Below are 16,365 nucleotides of genomic sequence, written 5' to 3'. Positions count from 1 at the left end.
TCACCCCTTGGGGTGCAGGCCCTCCAGGCGTCCAGCGAGGTTCTCCAGGCGCATCACCACTTCCAGCATGCGGTCTGACAGCGTCCGGATTTCAGCATCGACACGAGTTTCCAATTCCTCGACCCGGCGCTCCAAGGCCTCGACCCTGAAATCGAATCGGGCACGCGTGTGAAGGAAGCCAAGCAGAGCGGCCGCGCCGCCCAACATGGCCATTACCGCTTCGATCGTCATACCGGCGATCACGAAACCGCCACCTGAACGATTGCTACAGCAAGCGAGATCAGCCCGGCGACCAGTTCGGGATCGACGGTGTTAAGACCGGCCAGCCCCAGCGCGGCGACAACGATCGCAGATACAACCTTCCGCGCGGTCGTAGCACCCAGAATGCCCGCGATTGCCTTGACCTTGCGCTTCATCACGCGGGCGTCACCGGCAGCGTCGGCGTGAAGGTGCCAGCGCCCGACAGCGGCTCTTCACCGTCCCATTCGCGACGTTTATTCTCCAGGGTGACCCGGCGCGTCTCAAGCTGCATCCGGATGCCCGCCAAGCTCGAAAGAGCCTGGCCCACCACCTGGGCGGTCGGATAGTCCTGCTCCAGCGTGGCGGCCTGGCCGCTGGCACGGAGGGCATCGATGTCGGCGATCAGCGCTTCAAGCGTGGCGATCGAAAATGCGTTGACCTCGCGAAGGGTCGTTTCTGCTGTGATATCCATGCGCATATTTATCATTCGACGCACACGACGCTGACCCGCTGGCTCGGATTGTTGCCGGTAGACAGGTTTCGCACGATGTCGGCGCTGAACGTGCGGGCAGCGGTCGAGCGTTCGTCATCGACGTGCGTGAAGCTGCTGCTGTGGCTATACGTCCAGGTGATGCGGCCACCGCTGTCGCCGATCGTCGGACGCACACCGTCGAGCGAAACGATCTTCGAACCGCCGCCCTGCGAGGCGACCAGGCCACCGTTTTTCCGCAAGTTCAGGACGATTTCGGCCGCCGACATGGTTTCCGTCTTCGATCCCTGATGGGTCAAACCACCGTCGCCCGACCCTGCCGAACCAAACGCCGCCAGGGCCGCGTCGTATTGCTGCCGCCCCTGCGTTGTGGCCGGATAAGTAGAGGTCACATCATAGCTGTAGACCCAGCTTGTGTTGACGGTGACCTGACCGCCATTGCTGCCAAACGCGCCGGTCGTCGTCGAAGCGTTCGCAGCCGTAGCGCTCGACGCGCCGCTGTTTCGAAGCGTGCCAGCCAACAGAGCGCCGCCGAAATATGCGGTGCCATCGACGCGAAGATATTCCTTCGCGTTGCCCTCGTTGCAATTGTTCAGGTCGCTGAAATATGGGCCAGTCCAGCGCATGAACCGGTTCCCGCTACCAAACGCCCCGCCCCAAATGGACATCCAGGAAGAGCCGTCGGTCACGATCCAAAGACCGTTTCGATACTCGGTGCGCGGACCACCACCCGGCCGGACGATCTGAAAACGATCGGCCGACACGGTGAAATCGGACGACTGGCCGTTATTGCTGGTCTCCCAGCCGCTGACGTAACCGTTCACGTCAAGCTGGACAGCGGCACGGGCCAGCGCCTGATTGGCTTTTCCATCAACCGAAGTCACGGTTTCGCTGATCGTAGTGACCGCCGCTTCGTTCGAATAAGCCGTCATCACAGACCCTTGTTCGAATTTCACCTGGCGCCAACCGATGACATTCACCGACGATCCGTCCGCTTTGTAGTGGACCAGGCGCGCCACCGCCTGGGTGGCGTTCGCGGGAGCAGTTGCGGTCAGCTTATGGACCTTGCGACCGGCGTCGGTCGTGTTGAAATCGTGCCCCGCGTAATTCGGACTACCCGACGTTTGCGAAATCCAGTTTCCGCCACCGTCAAGCCAGACGATCTCGGTGTAACAGTGGCCCGATCCAGAAAAGAGGACGTAGAGACTGTCTGCGGAAAGCGTGTAAGGTGTGTTTCCAAACACCGGCACGCGCTCGCTGTCGATATAGGTGTGCTGACCAGACCAGTCGCCAGCACGATCCGTGATCTGACCCCACCCGCCAGATACGTGCGGACTCCAGCCGCCATGGGTAGCTGACCAATAGTTCATCCCAAGCTGGAAACCGCCATTTCGCAGCAGGTTCGGCGACCCACTTTGGACGACCGTGGTCAAGTTCGCGAGCGTGGAATTCGTGGTCGCTATGGCGGTGGAATTCTGGGTGATGCTGGCTTGCTGCGCCGCCTGGGTGGCGCGGCCACTTGCGGGGGCATAGACAAGCGGACTGCTGGCCTGCTCGTATGTTTCCCTGAACATCGGACGGCAAACGAACATGTGGCTGTCGCCATTGCCGGGGGTCGTGCCATGCTTGAAAAACACAAGGGTGGCGCGGGTGGCATTGTCCGGCGCGCGACGTTTCAGCCAGCGTTTCGGCCAGTCTCGGATGAACCGACCGCCCTGCGCTCCACCTTGGCGACCTTCCCAATCGTCAGCGAGCCGGTTGCCGTTAGCATCATTCCACTCGATTTTGAGTTCGGTATCGCAACGATGGCCCGCCACCAAGGCGCTGAACTCATACCACTTACCGCCTTCGACGTTGACGCTATCGGGGTAGATTGTCGCGTAGTCGTTCTGCGCGCCGTTGATCTGATTGATACCGACGACATGCTCTTGCGGCGGACGCCAATCGTCGCCCGCGTGATCGCGAAGCGGGATGTTCGCCGAAAATGACCCCGGCGTGGGTGACCAGAAATACCAACCTGGAGTGCCGGTTTCGAAGCTACTCTCGACGAGCAGGTTGCCGCCGCCAGTGCTGTATGTTGCGACTAGGCTCAAAGTGTTGGCAACGGAAGCCGCGTCACGATTTGCGTCTGCCGCCGATCCTTGCGCCGCCCGCGCCGCCGCCTGGCTGTCGCCATTCGCAGCTTCTGCGCGATCCGCCGAACCCGACGAAGCATTCGCCGAATTTCCAGCCTTTCCAGCCTCTATCTGGGCGTTGCTGTAAGCGCTAGACGCTGCGTCCGCGCTATCTCTCGCCGTTTTCTCGGCCGTGATGTCTTCGACCGTCAGGCCCGTCATGTGCCAAAGGCCGTTGGGTGCGCCGCCAGTCGTGGCGAACTCGAAAATCGGTTTCCAGAACGGCCGCCAGGCGTCGGTGACCGTGAATTCGGCGGCGACTTCGGTAAAGCCCGGCGCATTGATCGCGACGTTGTTGACGGTGCCAGCGGGCGAGGCTTCGCTGCCATAGCCTACCGCCGAACCATCCCAGACGTTGTTGTTGGTGCCTAGCGCCCAGAGGCCAACGGTCTGGCAATTGGTGGCATTGCTGTAGAACCACGCACGCACGCGATATCGACGACCGACCGATTTCGGGATCGACTCTTTGAAGGAAATTCGATTGTAGCGGCCACCACGGCCACCGGCCTGCGCGGTGATATACGGCTGCGGCCACCCCGCGCCGGGACCATAGTCGAACTGGAAACCTGTGCCGTCGTCGCCGAGATAGACATAGGCCTTCTGTCCGGTCGGGCCGACATAGTTCGGGAAGCTGTTGGCGAAGGTCTTATCGACGCCATCGGCAATAGTGGTCGCGCGGACTTCACTGGACTGGCTTGCGCTGGCGTGCTGACCGGCCTCGTCCGCCTTCGCGGTCGCGATGGAAGCACTGTCGGCGGACGCCTGGGCGCTATCCTGGCTTGCCTTCTCCGACGTGATGTCTTCGATGCGGATGCTGCGCCAGTTGACACCGTGACCGGCACCACCGTGCGGACCATCACTGACCAGAAGGCCTCGTGCCGACTTGACGTTCGCGGGAAGCGTAGTTTCGAAACTGAACGGCGTATAGAACTGACCAGCGGGCACAGCGGTTTGCAAAAACCAGCCGTTGGTCCCCTCGTTCATCACGCAATGGATGCCAACCTGTGCGGCATAGCTACCCCAGGTCTGGGCCTCGCCGCTGATTCGGAAGCGCCGGTTCGACCAGTTTCCGGCGATCGGTTCGCCATCGTAACTGTCGCGGTCGTTCTGGCTCAGGATGTATTGACCAAGGTCGTTCGAATAGTAGACGCCGACAGCGCCGGTCCAATCACCCTTCCCGCTATCCGCGCTCCACTCGCCACGACTGACGATATTTCCGGTGGCACGGTTCTGGGCCGTCTTCGCAGCAGACGCAGAAATTCCGGCCTGTTGGGTGGCCGTGGACAGGGCCTGATTGACGTTGCTTTCGGAAGCGGCCGTTTGGTTGCGGAAACCTTCGGCGTCAGCCCTGGCGGTTTCCGCACGGACACGGTTCTGTTCGACCGCACCAGCTTTTTGCGAAACGTCGGTCTGAATCGCGACGACCTCGCGTTCGCTTTCCGCCGCAGCGTCGGCGTGGCCCTTGGCGGTGACTTCGCCGGTGACATCGCGCATTTCGAGCGATTTCAGGCGGAAGACACCTTGTCGATCGATACGGAAGAGAGGCCGACCCCACACGAATCCAGCGTCGAGAAGCGCGTTCGCCGACAGGTCCATGGTGTGAACGGCCCAGCCGCTACCCCAACCCGTCTGGTTCGGCGCGATGGTGCAATTGTAGCCGCCCATGCCGCTGGCGCTTTCGTCACCCTTCACCGCCGCCAAATAGAGCGCGCCGTTAACCGGTGTTTCGTCGGCCTGCTGACCGACCAACTTCCAGGTGATCGTGACGCGGTATGTGTGGTCGCGGATTAGAAGGGCGCGTCCCTTCGACGTGATATGCGGCGAGAAATGCGGGTTGTTGGCGACCTGGACGACGCGGCCAGTGCTGGCGTCACTGTAGGACGTGAAGCGGCCATCGTCGGCGAGCGAACCACTGGCACCGACCCATTCGGCCGACCAGTTCGTGAAGTCGCCGAAATCAGCAGGCATCATCGACTGTGCCGCCGTGCTGGCGCTCAAGCGCGCATTTTCGGACGTGACGGCGCTGCGTTGCGCGTCGTTTGCGAAGGTGGCCGCGTTGGTTTCGTGCTGGCCTGCTGCGCTGGCTGACTGTCCAGACTGATCGCGGGCGATGGAGGTCAGGCGTTCTGATTCCGCCGCCCGCGCCGCCGCGCCTTCCGTCGTTTCAGCCGCCTGGACAGTCTGGTCACGATAGCCCCGTGCCTGGCTGTTCGCGGTCTGCGCGTCCGTCCGGGCGATGATGACTTCGTCGCGGATCGTGCCGGTCTGGGCGAGGATGTTGGCGGCATCGTCGCGGACCTGTTCGGTCAGGGCGAGCGTCGCGGTCGAATTCTGGTCCGCCGCCTGCGCGTTCGAAGCGTGCTGGGCTGCCGCGTCGGCGTTGGCTTTCGAGGTCGCGGTATTGCCATAAGTGGCCTGGAGGTCGGCCGCCGTTGATTTCGCCGTCGCGACATCGGCATCAAGCTGGGCAAGCTGCTGGTTCAGAATCGATGTCTGGCTGACGGCCGAATTCGCGGTTTCCTGCGCCTGCTGCGCGGTGTCGATTGCGGTGGTGGCGTTTTCGCGCGCCTGGCCATCGACGATCTCGATCGCTGCCGACACGACATCAGCGCCGACCCACTCGCTGTAAACGCCGGTGTCCATACGAAAGCGGGCACGCACGGCGAGATCGACACCGCCGACGTTCGACCCGAAACGGAAAACACCGGACACGGGATCATGGATTGCGGCCTGTTCGGTCCAAGCGATGGCGCCTGTCGGTCGGCTCTCGATCTGGATACCGACGACGCGCGCGGACGGTGCGGGAAGCCAAGTGACCTCGACTTCGCTGACTTGCTGGCCGCCAGCCCCTTCGATGACCGAACTGCTAACCGTGAGATTTCCCGGCGCGATCGTGTCGCGCGGATTATAGCCGTCCGGGCGGATCGTGGCGGGAAGCGGCTTCTCCTCGCGGTCCCACGCGTAGACTTCGCTGGACTCTTCGCGAAGCGCCATGGTGAAGAGAAGATCGTGGGTCTCGACCTGCTCGATCACGCGGAACAGTTTCCGGTTCCAGCCACGCTCGGGAAGCGACATGGTGATCAGCGAGCCGACCTGGACGCGGAAGGCTTTCGGGCCAAAGGTCGCCGAAAAGACGCCAGGCGTCTTGGCCTCGCGGAGCAGCCACTGTTTTGCGATACGCTGGCAAGTCTCTGCGCGGGTAACCAGACCAAGATCGAGGGACAGCGTGCGCGGGATCGCGTCGGGTAGCGGATCGGTCTCGACCACACCCCAATCGACAAGCTGATAGAGGCTGCTGGGATCGGCAAAGCGACCACGCACGATGTTGTGCAATTCGCGGGTCGGCGGCGCCGGTTTCCACAGATACGGGGATGCCGAACCTGCGGCCGCGACCAGGTCGTTCGCGTCGAAATCGACCTTGGGGCCGAGCGTATCGTCGAAACCGCCGACTAGCTGATAGACGCCGGACGTATCGACCAGCTTGCACGAACCCATGGCCGCCGAAAGACCATTAATGACGGTTTCGTGCGGGTCAGCGGTCGAAAAGGTGCCATCACTGGTGTAGCGCTGAACCGTGGCGCCGGACTGGGTCAGGACGCGCTCTTCGCAGACGTTCGCGTAGGCGCGGAAATTGTCGAAGTCGATGCGATGGGCCGGGATGCCCATGCCCCACACCAGCTTGTTATTGATCCGGTAACCGAGCAGATAGGTCAGCAGCGCCAGCGCGGGATTGCGGCCGATTTCGACCGCGCCTTCCCGGAATGTCCAGGTCGCCTGGTCCGCGATGCGGTGGGAACCGCTGCCCCCATTCGTGCTGTCGCGGCGGGGATCGTAAAGCGGGCAACCCTCGACGATCGTGGTGTAACGAGATGGGATGCCGCTGGGCCAAACCTTCGAATCCAGCTTGTATCGGGTCGCGAGGTAGGCACAGCCGGTGAAGGTCGATTGCGGGGTCCAATATTTCCCCGATCCCCAGGAAAATCCGTTTCCGGGCTTGCCTTCGAAGCAGGTCTGGACGGCCAGAACGCCACCATCGTGGCTATCGACGATCGCGCCGTTCGCCCAAGTCCGGGTCTCTTCGAGATACCATTCCTTGACCGCATTGATCCGATGGCTCGCGAGCGCGATGATCTGCGCGTAACCGTCCTTTTTGGACCCGGCACGATCGAACGTTTCTGCAAAGCGCACGTCCGCACCGGCCGCTGTGGTGCCAAACACGATCTTTCGCGGGGCGCTGGGAACGACGCTGGTGTGAAGACGATCGACCAGCGACTGCGACATTGAAGGCGCCTTGCGCAGCACCGACGCGGCCGCAGCCATGCCAAGCGAAACGCCAAGGCCGACCAGCGACGACGTGATCGTGGCAAGGGTCGCGGCGGTGACGGTCGCGCCGAAAATACCCGATGCGCCGATGGCCGCAGCGATCTGCGGGGCAAAGACGACGATCGCCACCGCAACGGCGACGACCAGGACGGTCGTTACTACTTTGCCCAAGTTTCGCCCTCCGACGCTTCGAAGGGCACGCTGAAGGCGTATTTCAGACTAGCGGTCGGGACCGGGATCAGCCCGACCTGGCCAGGGCCTTCCCCGACAAAATAGCTGTAGGGGCCGACGCAGACTCCACAGGCCAGGTCCGCGTTCATGACGATGTCGCCGCGTTGAGCGAGATGGATCGACTTGGATTTTCCAAGCCACGACACCACTGTCCGAAGGAGCGTCCCTGCACCGAATTCGCGCAGCGCTTCAGCCGCGCCGGTCTTGGTGTCGTATCGTCCGCGAAACGCTTCACCGGGATCGAACCCGGTCATCGCCCGGATACAATCGGCGGCAAACAGGGCGCAATCGTGGCGGCCCCATTTGAAGGGTTCGTCGTTTACGCGGTCGAGGTAGGTGCGGAGGCGATCTTCCCAATCGCCATATCTGTGGGACGCAAGCTGCATCCCATATTTAGCTTAACCCGATTATCGCTGCTGCCAGTTGTTGATCGTGGACTGGACCGCCGCCCAGCCCGTCGGGGCCGCCTTCATCAGGTCGTCGCCATTTGCGATTGCCGACACATAGTCCTGCGACCGATCGTTAGGATCGAATTTCGGCTGGTCGAGATAGGTGCCCTGGGTGGCGTTGCTGATCATGCCCGCATGGCCTTCGATCGACAGTTTGAACGTCCGCGACAGTCCATCACCGGAGACTTCGACCGTATCCATCGTGCCCGATCGAATTCGACGAAAGACCCAATGCGGTTCAGCGATCAGGCCAGGCTGGATCAAAAGCGCGCGCCAAATCGTGGCCGTTCGGCCCTGGTATTCGGTCGGCTCGACCGCCGCAGCTTCAAGCGCGAGTGGAATCGAAGACGGTAGGCCGAGCGCGATTTCCAACGCTTCGGAGCCGCTATAGGAAAAGCTGTTGTCGCCGATATCGACGATCACACCCTGTTCGAGGGGGTGGAAGGTCTGATCGTTCAAGAGGCTGTCGGCCCAACCGGTCACCTTGATCGAATGGCCGCCAGTCCAAGCGCAGACCGTGCCGGTTTTGAAATCCAGGCGTGCCAACAGAGCCGTCGTAATGCCTGCTTCCGCAAGGGCAGCAGTGATTTCGGGCGTGGTGCCGGGTCTCATGCGCCCACCGCCTCCACAGCGGTCAGTGTGCCGAATTCGGCGAGATTCCCGCGCTGGCCGCCAGGTGTCAGCGTATAGGTCTGGCCTTCGCTCGAATTCAGCCGAAACAGACCGCTGGGCCGGAAAAATTCGACATCGGTATCGACCGCATAGGTCTGGCGAAGCGCCGGTTCGAACTGAACCAGGCACTGGCCATTGCTATCGGCGTTCGCTGGTGCGTCAGTGACTTCGAACAGTTGCGACCCGATGCTGAAAAGCTGGCCGATCCGAAGCTGGCTGGCCTGCCCGGCGACCCATCCGCCCATCGCGACGGCGGAAAGATAGGCATAGGCGGTTTCGGCGACTTTCCGACCCGTCAGCGTCGAAGTGACGGTTTGACGGGGGTAATAACGAAAATAACCGACCTGTCCGCGCAGGCTATTGAGCCAGGCGCGCAGGCGTTCGGCGACATTCTGGCGCATCGGCGGCCAGGTCCAGGTCAGCGTCCACTGGCTGGCGGTGTTGATCGTCTGCTGGACCAAGGAAAAATTGGACGCGATAGCGGCCTGGCGACGATTGACCGCCAGGCGCTCTGAATTCGGGGTGACGGCGGGAAAGGACAATGGATAGGTCGGCATCCATTATTTAGGCGGATGCCGTTCATCACATCGTCGGCCGCTGGAACCGGCCCAGCGTTCGATCACTCGCCTGTTTCGACAAGAGAGGCGCCGCCTGGGCGATCCCCTCGTAGACCATGGCGCGCACCATCGCGGGGTCGTTGCTGGTGATGTTGCCAATCGTGACGGCGGGACCGGCCTGGCCCGCGCCGCGAATGGATTTCAAGGCATGGTTCGGGACCGTCGATGCGGTGTTGCCGATCTTCACAATTTCCGGGCCGCGTTCGCCGACCACATAGGTGCCAGCGCGGGTCAGGCCACCATTAGCGCGCGCGCCGATTTTGAGAGCCGCGCCGCCCAGCACGATATCACCGCCACCGCCACCCGCGAGGCTGGTGCCAATCGACCCTAGCACTGATCCAAACAGCGATCCCAGCGGCTTCAAAATCGCTTGCTGGAGGGCGATGTCGATCAGTTTGTCGATGATCCGGTCACCGACCGCCTCGAACGCATCGCCCAGATTTCCGGCACCCCGGATCGCTTCGCGCAGACCGTCGTTGAACGATCCCAAACCTTCCGCCGCAGCGCTGCCCAGCGCATCCTGGATTTCCCCGACCGTGCGGGGAATGCCGTCGAGATACTGAGCCAACGGCCCCATCGTATCGTGGTTGACCGCCGCCGTGTCGTTGGCCTGGAGACGATCCAGCACACCAAGCCTCGCTTCCGCGATTGCCTTTTCGGCGGCGGTGGACTGTTTCGACGCAAGGATCGCGTCGATCGCAAGCCGCTCTTGCTGATACTGGAGATCGACCAGGCGCAGGCTGATGGCGCGCCGGTCAGCGGACGATCGCGCGAGTGCCATTTCCGACCCCAAAATGTCGCGGCTATTATCGAGATAAGAGTGCTGAACATCGAGTGCCTGCCGGGCCAGTTCTTCGTTTTCGCGCAGGTTGATCTCGTCCGCCCGCGTATATGCGATCTTGTCTTCGAGCAGCTTGAGCGCGTCGCCTTGTGCCACCGTCAGCTTCTTGTCGGCCACATCCTGGTCGATCGCCGCCTTTCGACGATCCGTTTCGATCGACAGGATTTCACGCTGGTTCGCCGACTGTTCGACGATATCGGACAGCAGCGCCTGTTTCGCCGACAGCAACTCCATATCGCCGGAAGCCATGTCGGCGGTGAAGCGGGCAGACTGTTCGGCTGCGATTTCAGCGGCGGTCTTGCCGGTCGATTTCTTGCCGCCGCCTGCAACGGGTGGAAGAGTGCCACCGCCGCCGCCGCCGTTTCCACCAGCAAGCAGTTTGGCCGCCGCCTCTTCTTCTTCTGCGGTCATTCGCGCCAGGCGGGCGTCGATGGCTTTGATGCGGGCTTCGTTTTTCTTCCACTGCGGCGATCCCTTTCCGATCGCGTCGGCGTCGATGCCGACCGCAGCAAGGAGCGGATTCTTCCCGCTATTCTGAGCGACTAGGGACGCGCGTTCGTCGGTCAGCGTTTTGCGTTCGCCGCGACTATTATAGCCCAGCACGGCGCCACCGATGCCGCCCGCGACTGCGCCGCCGACCATTCCAGGCAAGCCGCCCACAAGCCCGCCACCAATGCCACCAGCCAGCGCGCCCATAATCGCCATGGCCGCTGTCGGATTTTGGCTCCAGAACTGCGCTATGGCGGTCGCGATCTTGACGACCTGGTCGGCCAGGTTCCCGATGGCGTCGGCGTTCTGGACGATCGCGGATGCGAACCGCGCGTCGAGTGTCATCTTGAGCGTGTCGAGCCTATCGTTGATCTGACCAGCGTTGCGGAGCAGGTCGTCACCCAGCACGATGCCAAGATCGTCGGCCGCGTCAGCGAATTCGTCGAAGCCCTTGGCGCCTTCACCCATCAGCGCCGTTAATGTGCCCGCCGACTTGCCAAAAACCTGCAACGCCGCCGCATTTCGCTGGGAAACGGTCGGCAGCTTGCTGATACCTTCGATGGTTTCGCGCAGCGCGGTGTCGAAATCGCTAGACGTGACGCCGAGGCCTTTGAAGACTTCGCCCATCGCCTTGCCGCCAGATTGTGCGGTGCCAAGATTTTTGGCGAATTTCTCAAGCGCCCCGTCGGCCGACGCAAAGTCGCTACCGGTCATCTGCGCGGCGTATCGGAGTTCCTGGATGGATTTGGTGGTCGCGCCGGTGCGATCCGCGAGGTCAACGATCGAATCCGCGTAGTCAAATGCGGCGCGTGCGGCCGACACGAATGCATCGACCGACATCACAGCCAGGAGGCCAGTGACGGCCGTCTTCGCGCCGTCCATCGCGCGGGAGATTGCTTTGTTGGTTGCCTCTGATTGGGCCGCTGCTTTTTTCATCCCGTTGATGAATTGCGCGGATTCCAATCCGAGATTTACGAAAAGAGAACCTAGATCAGCCATCGATTATTTAGGTCGATGGTGCCTTCTGAGCGGCGATCCGTGCTTCGAAATAGGCTTCGATCGCGTCGTCGAGAGGCGGTCGTGCCAGGTCACGCAGGTGTGCCGACCATTCGGGATCACGGTCCAGCCAGTGAATTTCTTCTTTGCCGCCAAGGCCGGAATATTGCAGGGCGAGAAGGTTACGGAAGCGATCGTCTTCGACCGGCGAACCAAATGGTTCGACCTCGTAATATGCCTGCCACTCGTGGTATTCGTCCATCGACATAGTCGAAGACAGTTCCTCGACCGTCCGGCCCATTTGAAGAGCCAGGCGGAAGAGAAACCGCCGATTAGGGTTCAGTCTGAACTTTTTTTTAGCGCAGCCTGGTCCGGCACCGTGTTGATCTGCCGGATCGCGATCAGGATCGCTTGCAGCGAGGTGTAGGACAGCGCTCGAATGCGGTCGTGATCGGCCAGATCGAACAGGCGGGCGCCGGTGTCATCGACGCAGCTATGGATGATCTCCAGGACAGCGGCGTCGAACCGCTTCACCTCGGCAAGGCCTTCCCGGTTTTCTTCGTCCAGTGCCTGATCGCGCTGGAAGAGTTCGACGGCGTGGTCGTTTTCGGTCGCGACATCCATCAGCGCGATACGGTCGATCAGGCTGTAGGCGCGGACCATGACCGAGCCGCCCCATTCGGGAATCTGGACTTCAATGGTGGCGGGGGCGGCCGCGAAGATCGCCCCCTTTGAAAGGATCGCCATTAGGCGGCGGTGCCCTTCACGACCAGGCCCGACACTTCAAGCGCGACCGAACCGGCGATAACCGCGTCAACACCGCCCGACTTTTCGAACGACAGCACGGCGGCGGAAAAGGTGTAGGTCGCACCGCTCCGAAGGGTGATGACGAATTCGGAAAGTTCGCCCGACAGACGCGCTTCTTCGAGGGCGACCTGACCGGGATCGGCGGGCATATAGTTGAGCGACAGGGTGACCTGACCTTCGTCGGCCAGACCGATCATCTTTTCTTTTGCGTCACTGTCGAGATCGGTCACGTCGATGACGGAAGCGGAACCACCGCCCAGACCAGAAAATCCGGTAAGGCCCTTGATCTGGACCTTGGTCGAACCGTCGGTGATTTCAATTTTCGTTTTGCGGCTATGAACTGCGCCAGATGCCATAATTTATTTGCGTCTCCGTATGATTTTCGACGCAAAGGCGCGCCGGACGCAATTATTTAGCCAACGGCGCGCATTAACCTGTCGATCAGAGGGTGGCGTAAAGACGGAATTGCAGCATCGTCCTAAACAGGCTGATATCGGTGGTTTCGTCGATCATGTCGGTCTCGCCGATCCAGGTCACCGATTGGACCGTTTCGTCGTCCCATTCGATCATGCGATCGCGGATGTCGGCCGCCAGTTCCTTCGCGACCAGGTAGGCGGGATCGTAAACGTCGATCTGGAACGTCAGCCAGCCTTCGCCGGTCCAACCGGACAGGTCATCGCTGGGGTCGGTTGTGATCCGATTGTAGACGACGGCGGGCGTCGAATAGTCGAGCGGAGCGGCGCCGGGATACATGGGCGGCGCAAGGTCCGCGAGATGGGCGACAAGCTGGGCCTCGATCATCACACGCCTGCCTTGTCGAGGCGACGGGCCAAGACCTTTTTGACCTGATCGACGGCATCTTCGCTCGCGAGCGCAAAGCCGGTGCGGAAAAACGGGTTCGGGGCATTATGGATGCTGCCAAATTCAACAAACGAAGCGTGATACGCATCTTTGCCGACCACGATCGCATTGACGACCCGGCCAGCTTCCGCCCTGACTTTTCGCACCTTGACGTTGTTGATGATCTTGGTGTGCTTTTCCTGGACGACTTTGCCCGATTTCCGGGTGCGATTGCGGATCGACCCTTCCGCGTGCGGGCCGATTGGGACGCCTTCTTTGATCTTTTTTTGGATCACGACCGCACCAGCACGGTTAGCCGACTGGCCGACCTTGGTGGCGATGTCGTTCGACAGCGATTTCATGCGGGTATCGAGCGCGGCGAACCCGGTCGTGGTGACGGTGACGGTCATTGCGCGACCCCCTCGACCGTGACGACCAGCGTCGTGCGACGATCCGGTTCGTCGATCGCAACAATGGAATAAGTCTGACCGTCCACTCGAATTCGGTGCGCGACCGTCAGGCCGGGCCGGTAGCGGATCAGATAGCGGGCCGCAGGAACGGCTTGGCGACCGGCTCCGCGCGCTATGTCCGACGTGCGCAGTTCCAGACGCTGGCCATAGACGGTCGCGGCGACGGTCCAGGTCGATCGTTCCTGGCCGACCGCGTCGCGAACCTTCGTTTGAACCATGATTTCGATGCGGCGATCCAGCGCCCCGGCGTCGATCTTCATGGTCAAATGACGATCCGGCGAAAGGGCTGGCACAGGGCCGCGACCGTGCGAAGCGTAGCGTCGTCGATGGCGTGGCGGCTGTCGTATGCGGCCCCGACATAGACGGCGATGGCGTGGCGCAATGATGCGGGAACCGCCTTTTCGGTCGTCCAGCCAGCCGTCACGCGGACGGTGACCGGGCCAAGGTCGGGCGGAACCACTTCGACGAAAACAAGATCGCCATGAACGCTGGCTTCGACGATATCGATGTCGGTGATCGGGTCACCAGCTTGGTCGAACAGCGCGACGGCCGTTGCGTTGCTGATGGTGATGACATGGCAACCAGGGCCGCGAAGAACCGTCGCGTAATCGGCCGACACGACGATCTGGCCGGTCAGGGCCTGGACGTGATCAACCGCAGAACCGAGCAGCAGGTCGAGGGTGTCGGCATCGACATCAGGGTCAAGGCGCAGCCATTCGCGCAACTGGACGGCAGAAACGGCGGGGAATGCGGGGGCGGAAATTCTCTTCACGCCGGTATTTATCTTGGCACGAAAAAGGGCCGGGTTTCCCCGGCCCCTCTTTTGGTTTCGATCGTCGAAGCCGATTAGGCCGCGATCTTCAGAATCTTGACCGCGTCGGTGTCGGTCGGCGTGCCGCCCACGCGGGCGCGGGTCTGATACGCGACATAGGGGGCAAAGGCGTAGGGGTTATACTGCATCGAAATGCCGACGCGATCCGCGATGGTATAGCCGCGACGGAAATCGCCGAACATGATCGGGGTAGCGCCCGCCGCAATGTTGGGCATGTCTTCCATTTCGACCACTTCATAGCCCATGAAACGACCCGGCTGACCAGCTTCGAGGCCGTCCTGCCACAGATAGCGGCCGGTCGAATCCTTGAACGACATCAGGGTGCCGATGGTGTCGCGGTTGGCGATCCACTTGGCGTTTGCGCGGAATTCGGCCTTCAGGCTGTAAACCAGCTTTCGCAGCGGATCGGCGCTCGTCAGGTTCGACGCTGCGCCGCTGGTGACGTGCTGAAGCGTGCCAAACGCGCGGGCCTTGTCGGCGGTCGCGGCAGTAGCAACGGTCAGGATGCCCTTGGGCTGACCGATACCGGTGCCGTTCAGGAAGGCGGCGCCCTCCATCTGGGCGAACTTGATCGCGACCTGGTTCACCAGGAAACCTTCGATATCGTAGGCCGAATCCTCCAGAAGGGTCGGCGTGACGAACGGCGAAGCATACTGTTCGCCAAACGACGGCGTCAGTTCGATGATCTTGGGTGCGGAAGTTTCGGGACGTGCGTCCTTTTCACCAACCCAGACAGCATCGGCGCCCGTGGTGGCGAACGGAATGCGGTAGTCGGGGGTGGAAACGGTGACGACTTCGGCAACACTGCGGAACGGCGAGATTTCCTGCACGCGGGCACGGATGCTTGCGGCCATCTGCTTGGGGATGGTCACACCGCCTTCGTCGGTGCCAGTGGCGGACATAGCCTTGAATTCGGCCTGGTTGCCACGCAGGAAGGCGTTAAACGCCGACTTGAGTTCGGGATTTTCCGCGCCGTCGATGGTCGGTCGGTTACCCGCCTTTTCGAGAGCCTTCATTTTGCCTTCGATGTCGTCGAAGCGCGAGGTAACAGCAGTAGCGAGATTGTTGATCTCGTCGAGGAATTTATCGGCCATGGTTCTCCAGGTTTTTCACAGCAAGGGTTAGGTTACGCACGGCCTCAATTCGTGCCGTCAAATTATATTTAGCTTCGCCTTCGATCTCTTCGTCGGACAGTGCCTCGACTTCATCTTCCGACTCCGGGTCATCCGATGAATTTTCTTCGCCTTCGATACTTTCTTCGTCTTCGGCCTGATCATCGACCTCAGACTTTTCTTCGTCGGCTTCGGCTACGAGACCGTCGATCAGGTCTTTCGCTTCGCCGAATAGTTCGGCCAGGCGTTCGAGCGACTTGCGCTGCAATTTCATTTCTTCTGTCTCCATGTGGGATTTTACGTCGTTGACGCAGGCCAGATCATTGGCCGGAAAGGTCACCAGGCTGACTTCGATCAGCTTCACCTCGGTGATGACGCGGACGGTCTTGCCATCGCGCTTTTCGATCTCAGACGCGGTGACGAAGTAACCGATCGATAGTCCGGTGACGGCGCCCGCCTTGGCGATCGTGTGGGCATCACGGCCCGCCACGGTGTCCAAGAACACACCGGACATCTTGAGGCCGTAGTCATCCTCGTCGAAGCTGGTCCACAAGCCGATCGGCATCGCCATCGCGTCGTGGTTCCACAGCATCACCGGCATGGTCCCGGCCGCTTTATGTTCGGCGATCGACGCCGCAAAAGCGCCAGGCGCTATGATATCGTCGTAAGAATCAACATTGCCGAAAACCGCGCCGTATCCGCTGAATTCGCGGACGGACGTGTCGTCAGTAGGTGGTGCGAACTTTACTTCGCGCAGTGCCAGGGATTTCTTTTCCATGCCG

At 61.4% G+C, this 16,365-nt stretch carries 17 protein-coding genes; all 17 read right to left on the bottom strand.

What is annotated here, in order from left to right; translation table 11 throughout:
* On the bottom strand, positions 1 to 243 hold the full coding sequence (locus ACUCV3_RS01770) for a hypothetical protein (RefSeq protein WP_482240324.1): 243 nt from the start codon (positions 241 to 243) through the stop codon (positions 1 to 3).
* Positions 240 to 416, bottom strand: coding sequence for a hypothetical protein (locus ACUCV3_RS01765; protein ID WP_482240323.1), 177 nt, complete (start codon positions 414 to 416; stop codon positions 240 to 242). Before ACUCV3_RS01765 ends, ACUCV3_RS01770 begins: the two co-directional genes overlap by 4 nt.
* On the bottom strand, positions 416 to 712 hold the full coding sequence (locus tag ACUCV3_RS01760) for a hypothetical protein (RefSeq protein WP_482240322.1): 297 nt from the start codon (positions 710 to 712) through the stop codon (positions 416 to 418). The genes ACUCV3_RS01765 and ACUCV3_RS01760 overlap by 1 nt, the downstream gene beginning before the upstream one ends.
* Before the next feature lie 11 nt (positions 713 to 723).
* Positions 724 to 7,398 (bottom strand): phage tail protein, encoded by a 6,675-nt coding sequence (locus ACUCV3_RS01755; RefSeq protein WP_482240321.1) that lies wholly within the window; start codon positions 7,396 to 7,398, stop codon positions 724 to 726.
* On the bottom strand, positions 7,386 to 7,844 hold the full coding sequence (locus ACUCV3_RS01750) for a DUF6950 family protein (RefSeq protein ID WP_482240320.1): 459 nt from the start codon (positions 7,842 to 7,844) through the stop codon (positions 7,386 to 7,388). The genes ACUCV3_RS01755 and ACUCV3_RS01750 overlap by 13 nt, the downstream gene beginning before the upstream one ends.
* Before the next feature lie 21 nt (positions 7,845 to 7,865).
* A complete protein-coding gene (locus ACUCV3_RS01745; RefSeq protein WP_278394867.1) occupies positions 7,866 to 8,519 on the bottom strand; it encodes a hypothetical protein in 654 nt (217 codons plus the stop codon).
* The gene (locus tag ACUCV3_RS01740) at positions 8,516 to 9,136 is read right to left on the bottom strand and encodes a hypothetical protein (RefSeq protein ID WP_482240319.1); all 621 of its coding nucleotides are present in this window, start codon (positions 9,134 to 9,136) and stop codon (positions 8,516 to 8,518) included. The genes ACUCV3_RS01745 and ACUCV3_RS01740 overlap by 4 nt, the downstream gene beginning before the upstream one ends.
* Before the next feature lie 25 nt (positions 9,137 to 9,161).
* Positions 9,162 to 11,525: a hypothetical protein gene (locus ACUCV3_RS01735; protein ID WP_278394869.1), complete on the bottom strand. Its 2,364-nt coding sequence runs from the start codon at positions 11,523 to 11,525 to the stop codon at positions 9,162 to 9,164.
* 7 nt (positions 11,526 to 11,532) lie between these two features.
* The gene (locus ACUCV3_RS01730; RefSeq protein ID WP_278394871.1) at positions 11,533 to 11,790 is read right to left on the bottom strand and encodes a phage tail assembly protein T; all 258 of its coding nucleotides are present in this window, start codon (positions 11,788 to 11,790) and stop codon (positions 11,533 to 11,535) included.
* A 71-nt stretch (positions 11,791 to 11,861) separates the two neighbouring features.
* Positions 11,862 to 12,269, bottom strand: coding sequence for a phage tail assembly chaperone (locus ACUCV3_RS01725; protein ID WP_278394873.1), 408 nt, complete (start codon positions 12,267 to 12,269; stop codon positions 11,862 to 11,864).
* On the bottom strand, positions 12,269 to 12,685 hold the full coding sequence (locus ACUCV3_RS01720) for a phage tail tube protein (RefSeq protein ID WP_125988785.1): 417 nt from the start codon (positions 12,683 to 12,685) through the stop codon (positions 12,269 to 12,271). Before ACUCV3_RS01720 ends, ACUCV3_RS01725 begins: the two co-directional genes overlap by 1 nt.
* An 85-nt stretch (positions 12,686 to 12,770) precedes the next feature.
* Positions 12,771 to 13,130, bottom strand: coding sequence for a tail completion protein gp17 (gene gp17, locus ACUCV3_RS01715; protein ID WP_278394876.1), 360 nt, complete (start codon positions 13,128 to 13,130; stop codon positions 12,771 to 12,773).
* Positions 13,130 to 13,579: an HK97-gp10 family putative phage morphogenesis protein gene (locus ACUCV3_RS01710; RefSeq protein ID WP_278394877.1), complete on the bottom strand. Its 450-nt coding sequence runs from the start codon at positions 13,577 to 13,579 to the stop codon at positions 13,130 to 13,132. The genes gp17 and ACUCV3_RS01710 overlap by 1 nt, the downstream gene beginning before the upstream one ends.
* A complete protein-coding gene (locus ACUCV3_RS01705) occupies positions 13,576 to 13,899 on the bottom strand; it encodes a phage head closure protein (protein ID WP_278394879.1) in 324 nt (107 codons plus the stop codon). Before ACUCV3_RS01705 ends, ACUCV3_RS01710 begins: the two co-directional genes overlap by 4 nt.
* 2 nt (positions 13,900 to 13,901) lie before the next feature.
* Entirely contained in the window at positions 13,902 to 14,411 is a 510-nt protein-coding gene (locus ACUCV3_RS01700; protein ID WP_278394881.1) for a head-tail connector protein, read from the bottom strand.
* Positions 14,412 to 14,485: 74 nt separating this feature from the next.
* Positions 14,486 to 15,565, bottom strand: coding sequence for a phage major capsid protein (locus tag ACUCV3_RS01695; protein WP_482240318.1), 1,080 nt, complete (start codon positions 15,563 to 15,565; stop codon positions 14,486 to 14,488).
* Positions 15,555 to 16,361, bottom strand: a complete 807-nt coding sequence (locus ACUCV3_RS01690; RefSeq protein ID WP_482240317.1) for an HK97 family phage prohead protease — start codon at positions 16,359 to 16,361, stop codon at positions 15,555 to 15,557. The genes ACUCV3_RS01695 and ACUCV3_RS01690 overlap by 11 nt, the downstream gene beginning before the upstream one ends.
* Positions 16,362 to 16,365 lie beyond the last annotated feature (4 nt).

It is taken from the genome of Sphingobium sp. VMM (assembly GCF_056790315.1).
Note: the sequence above shows the minus strand (reverse complement) of the source record. Positions and strands in the feature narration are given on the sequence as shown.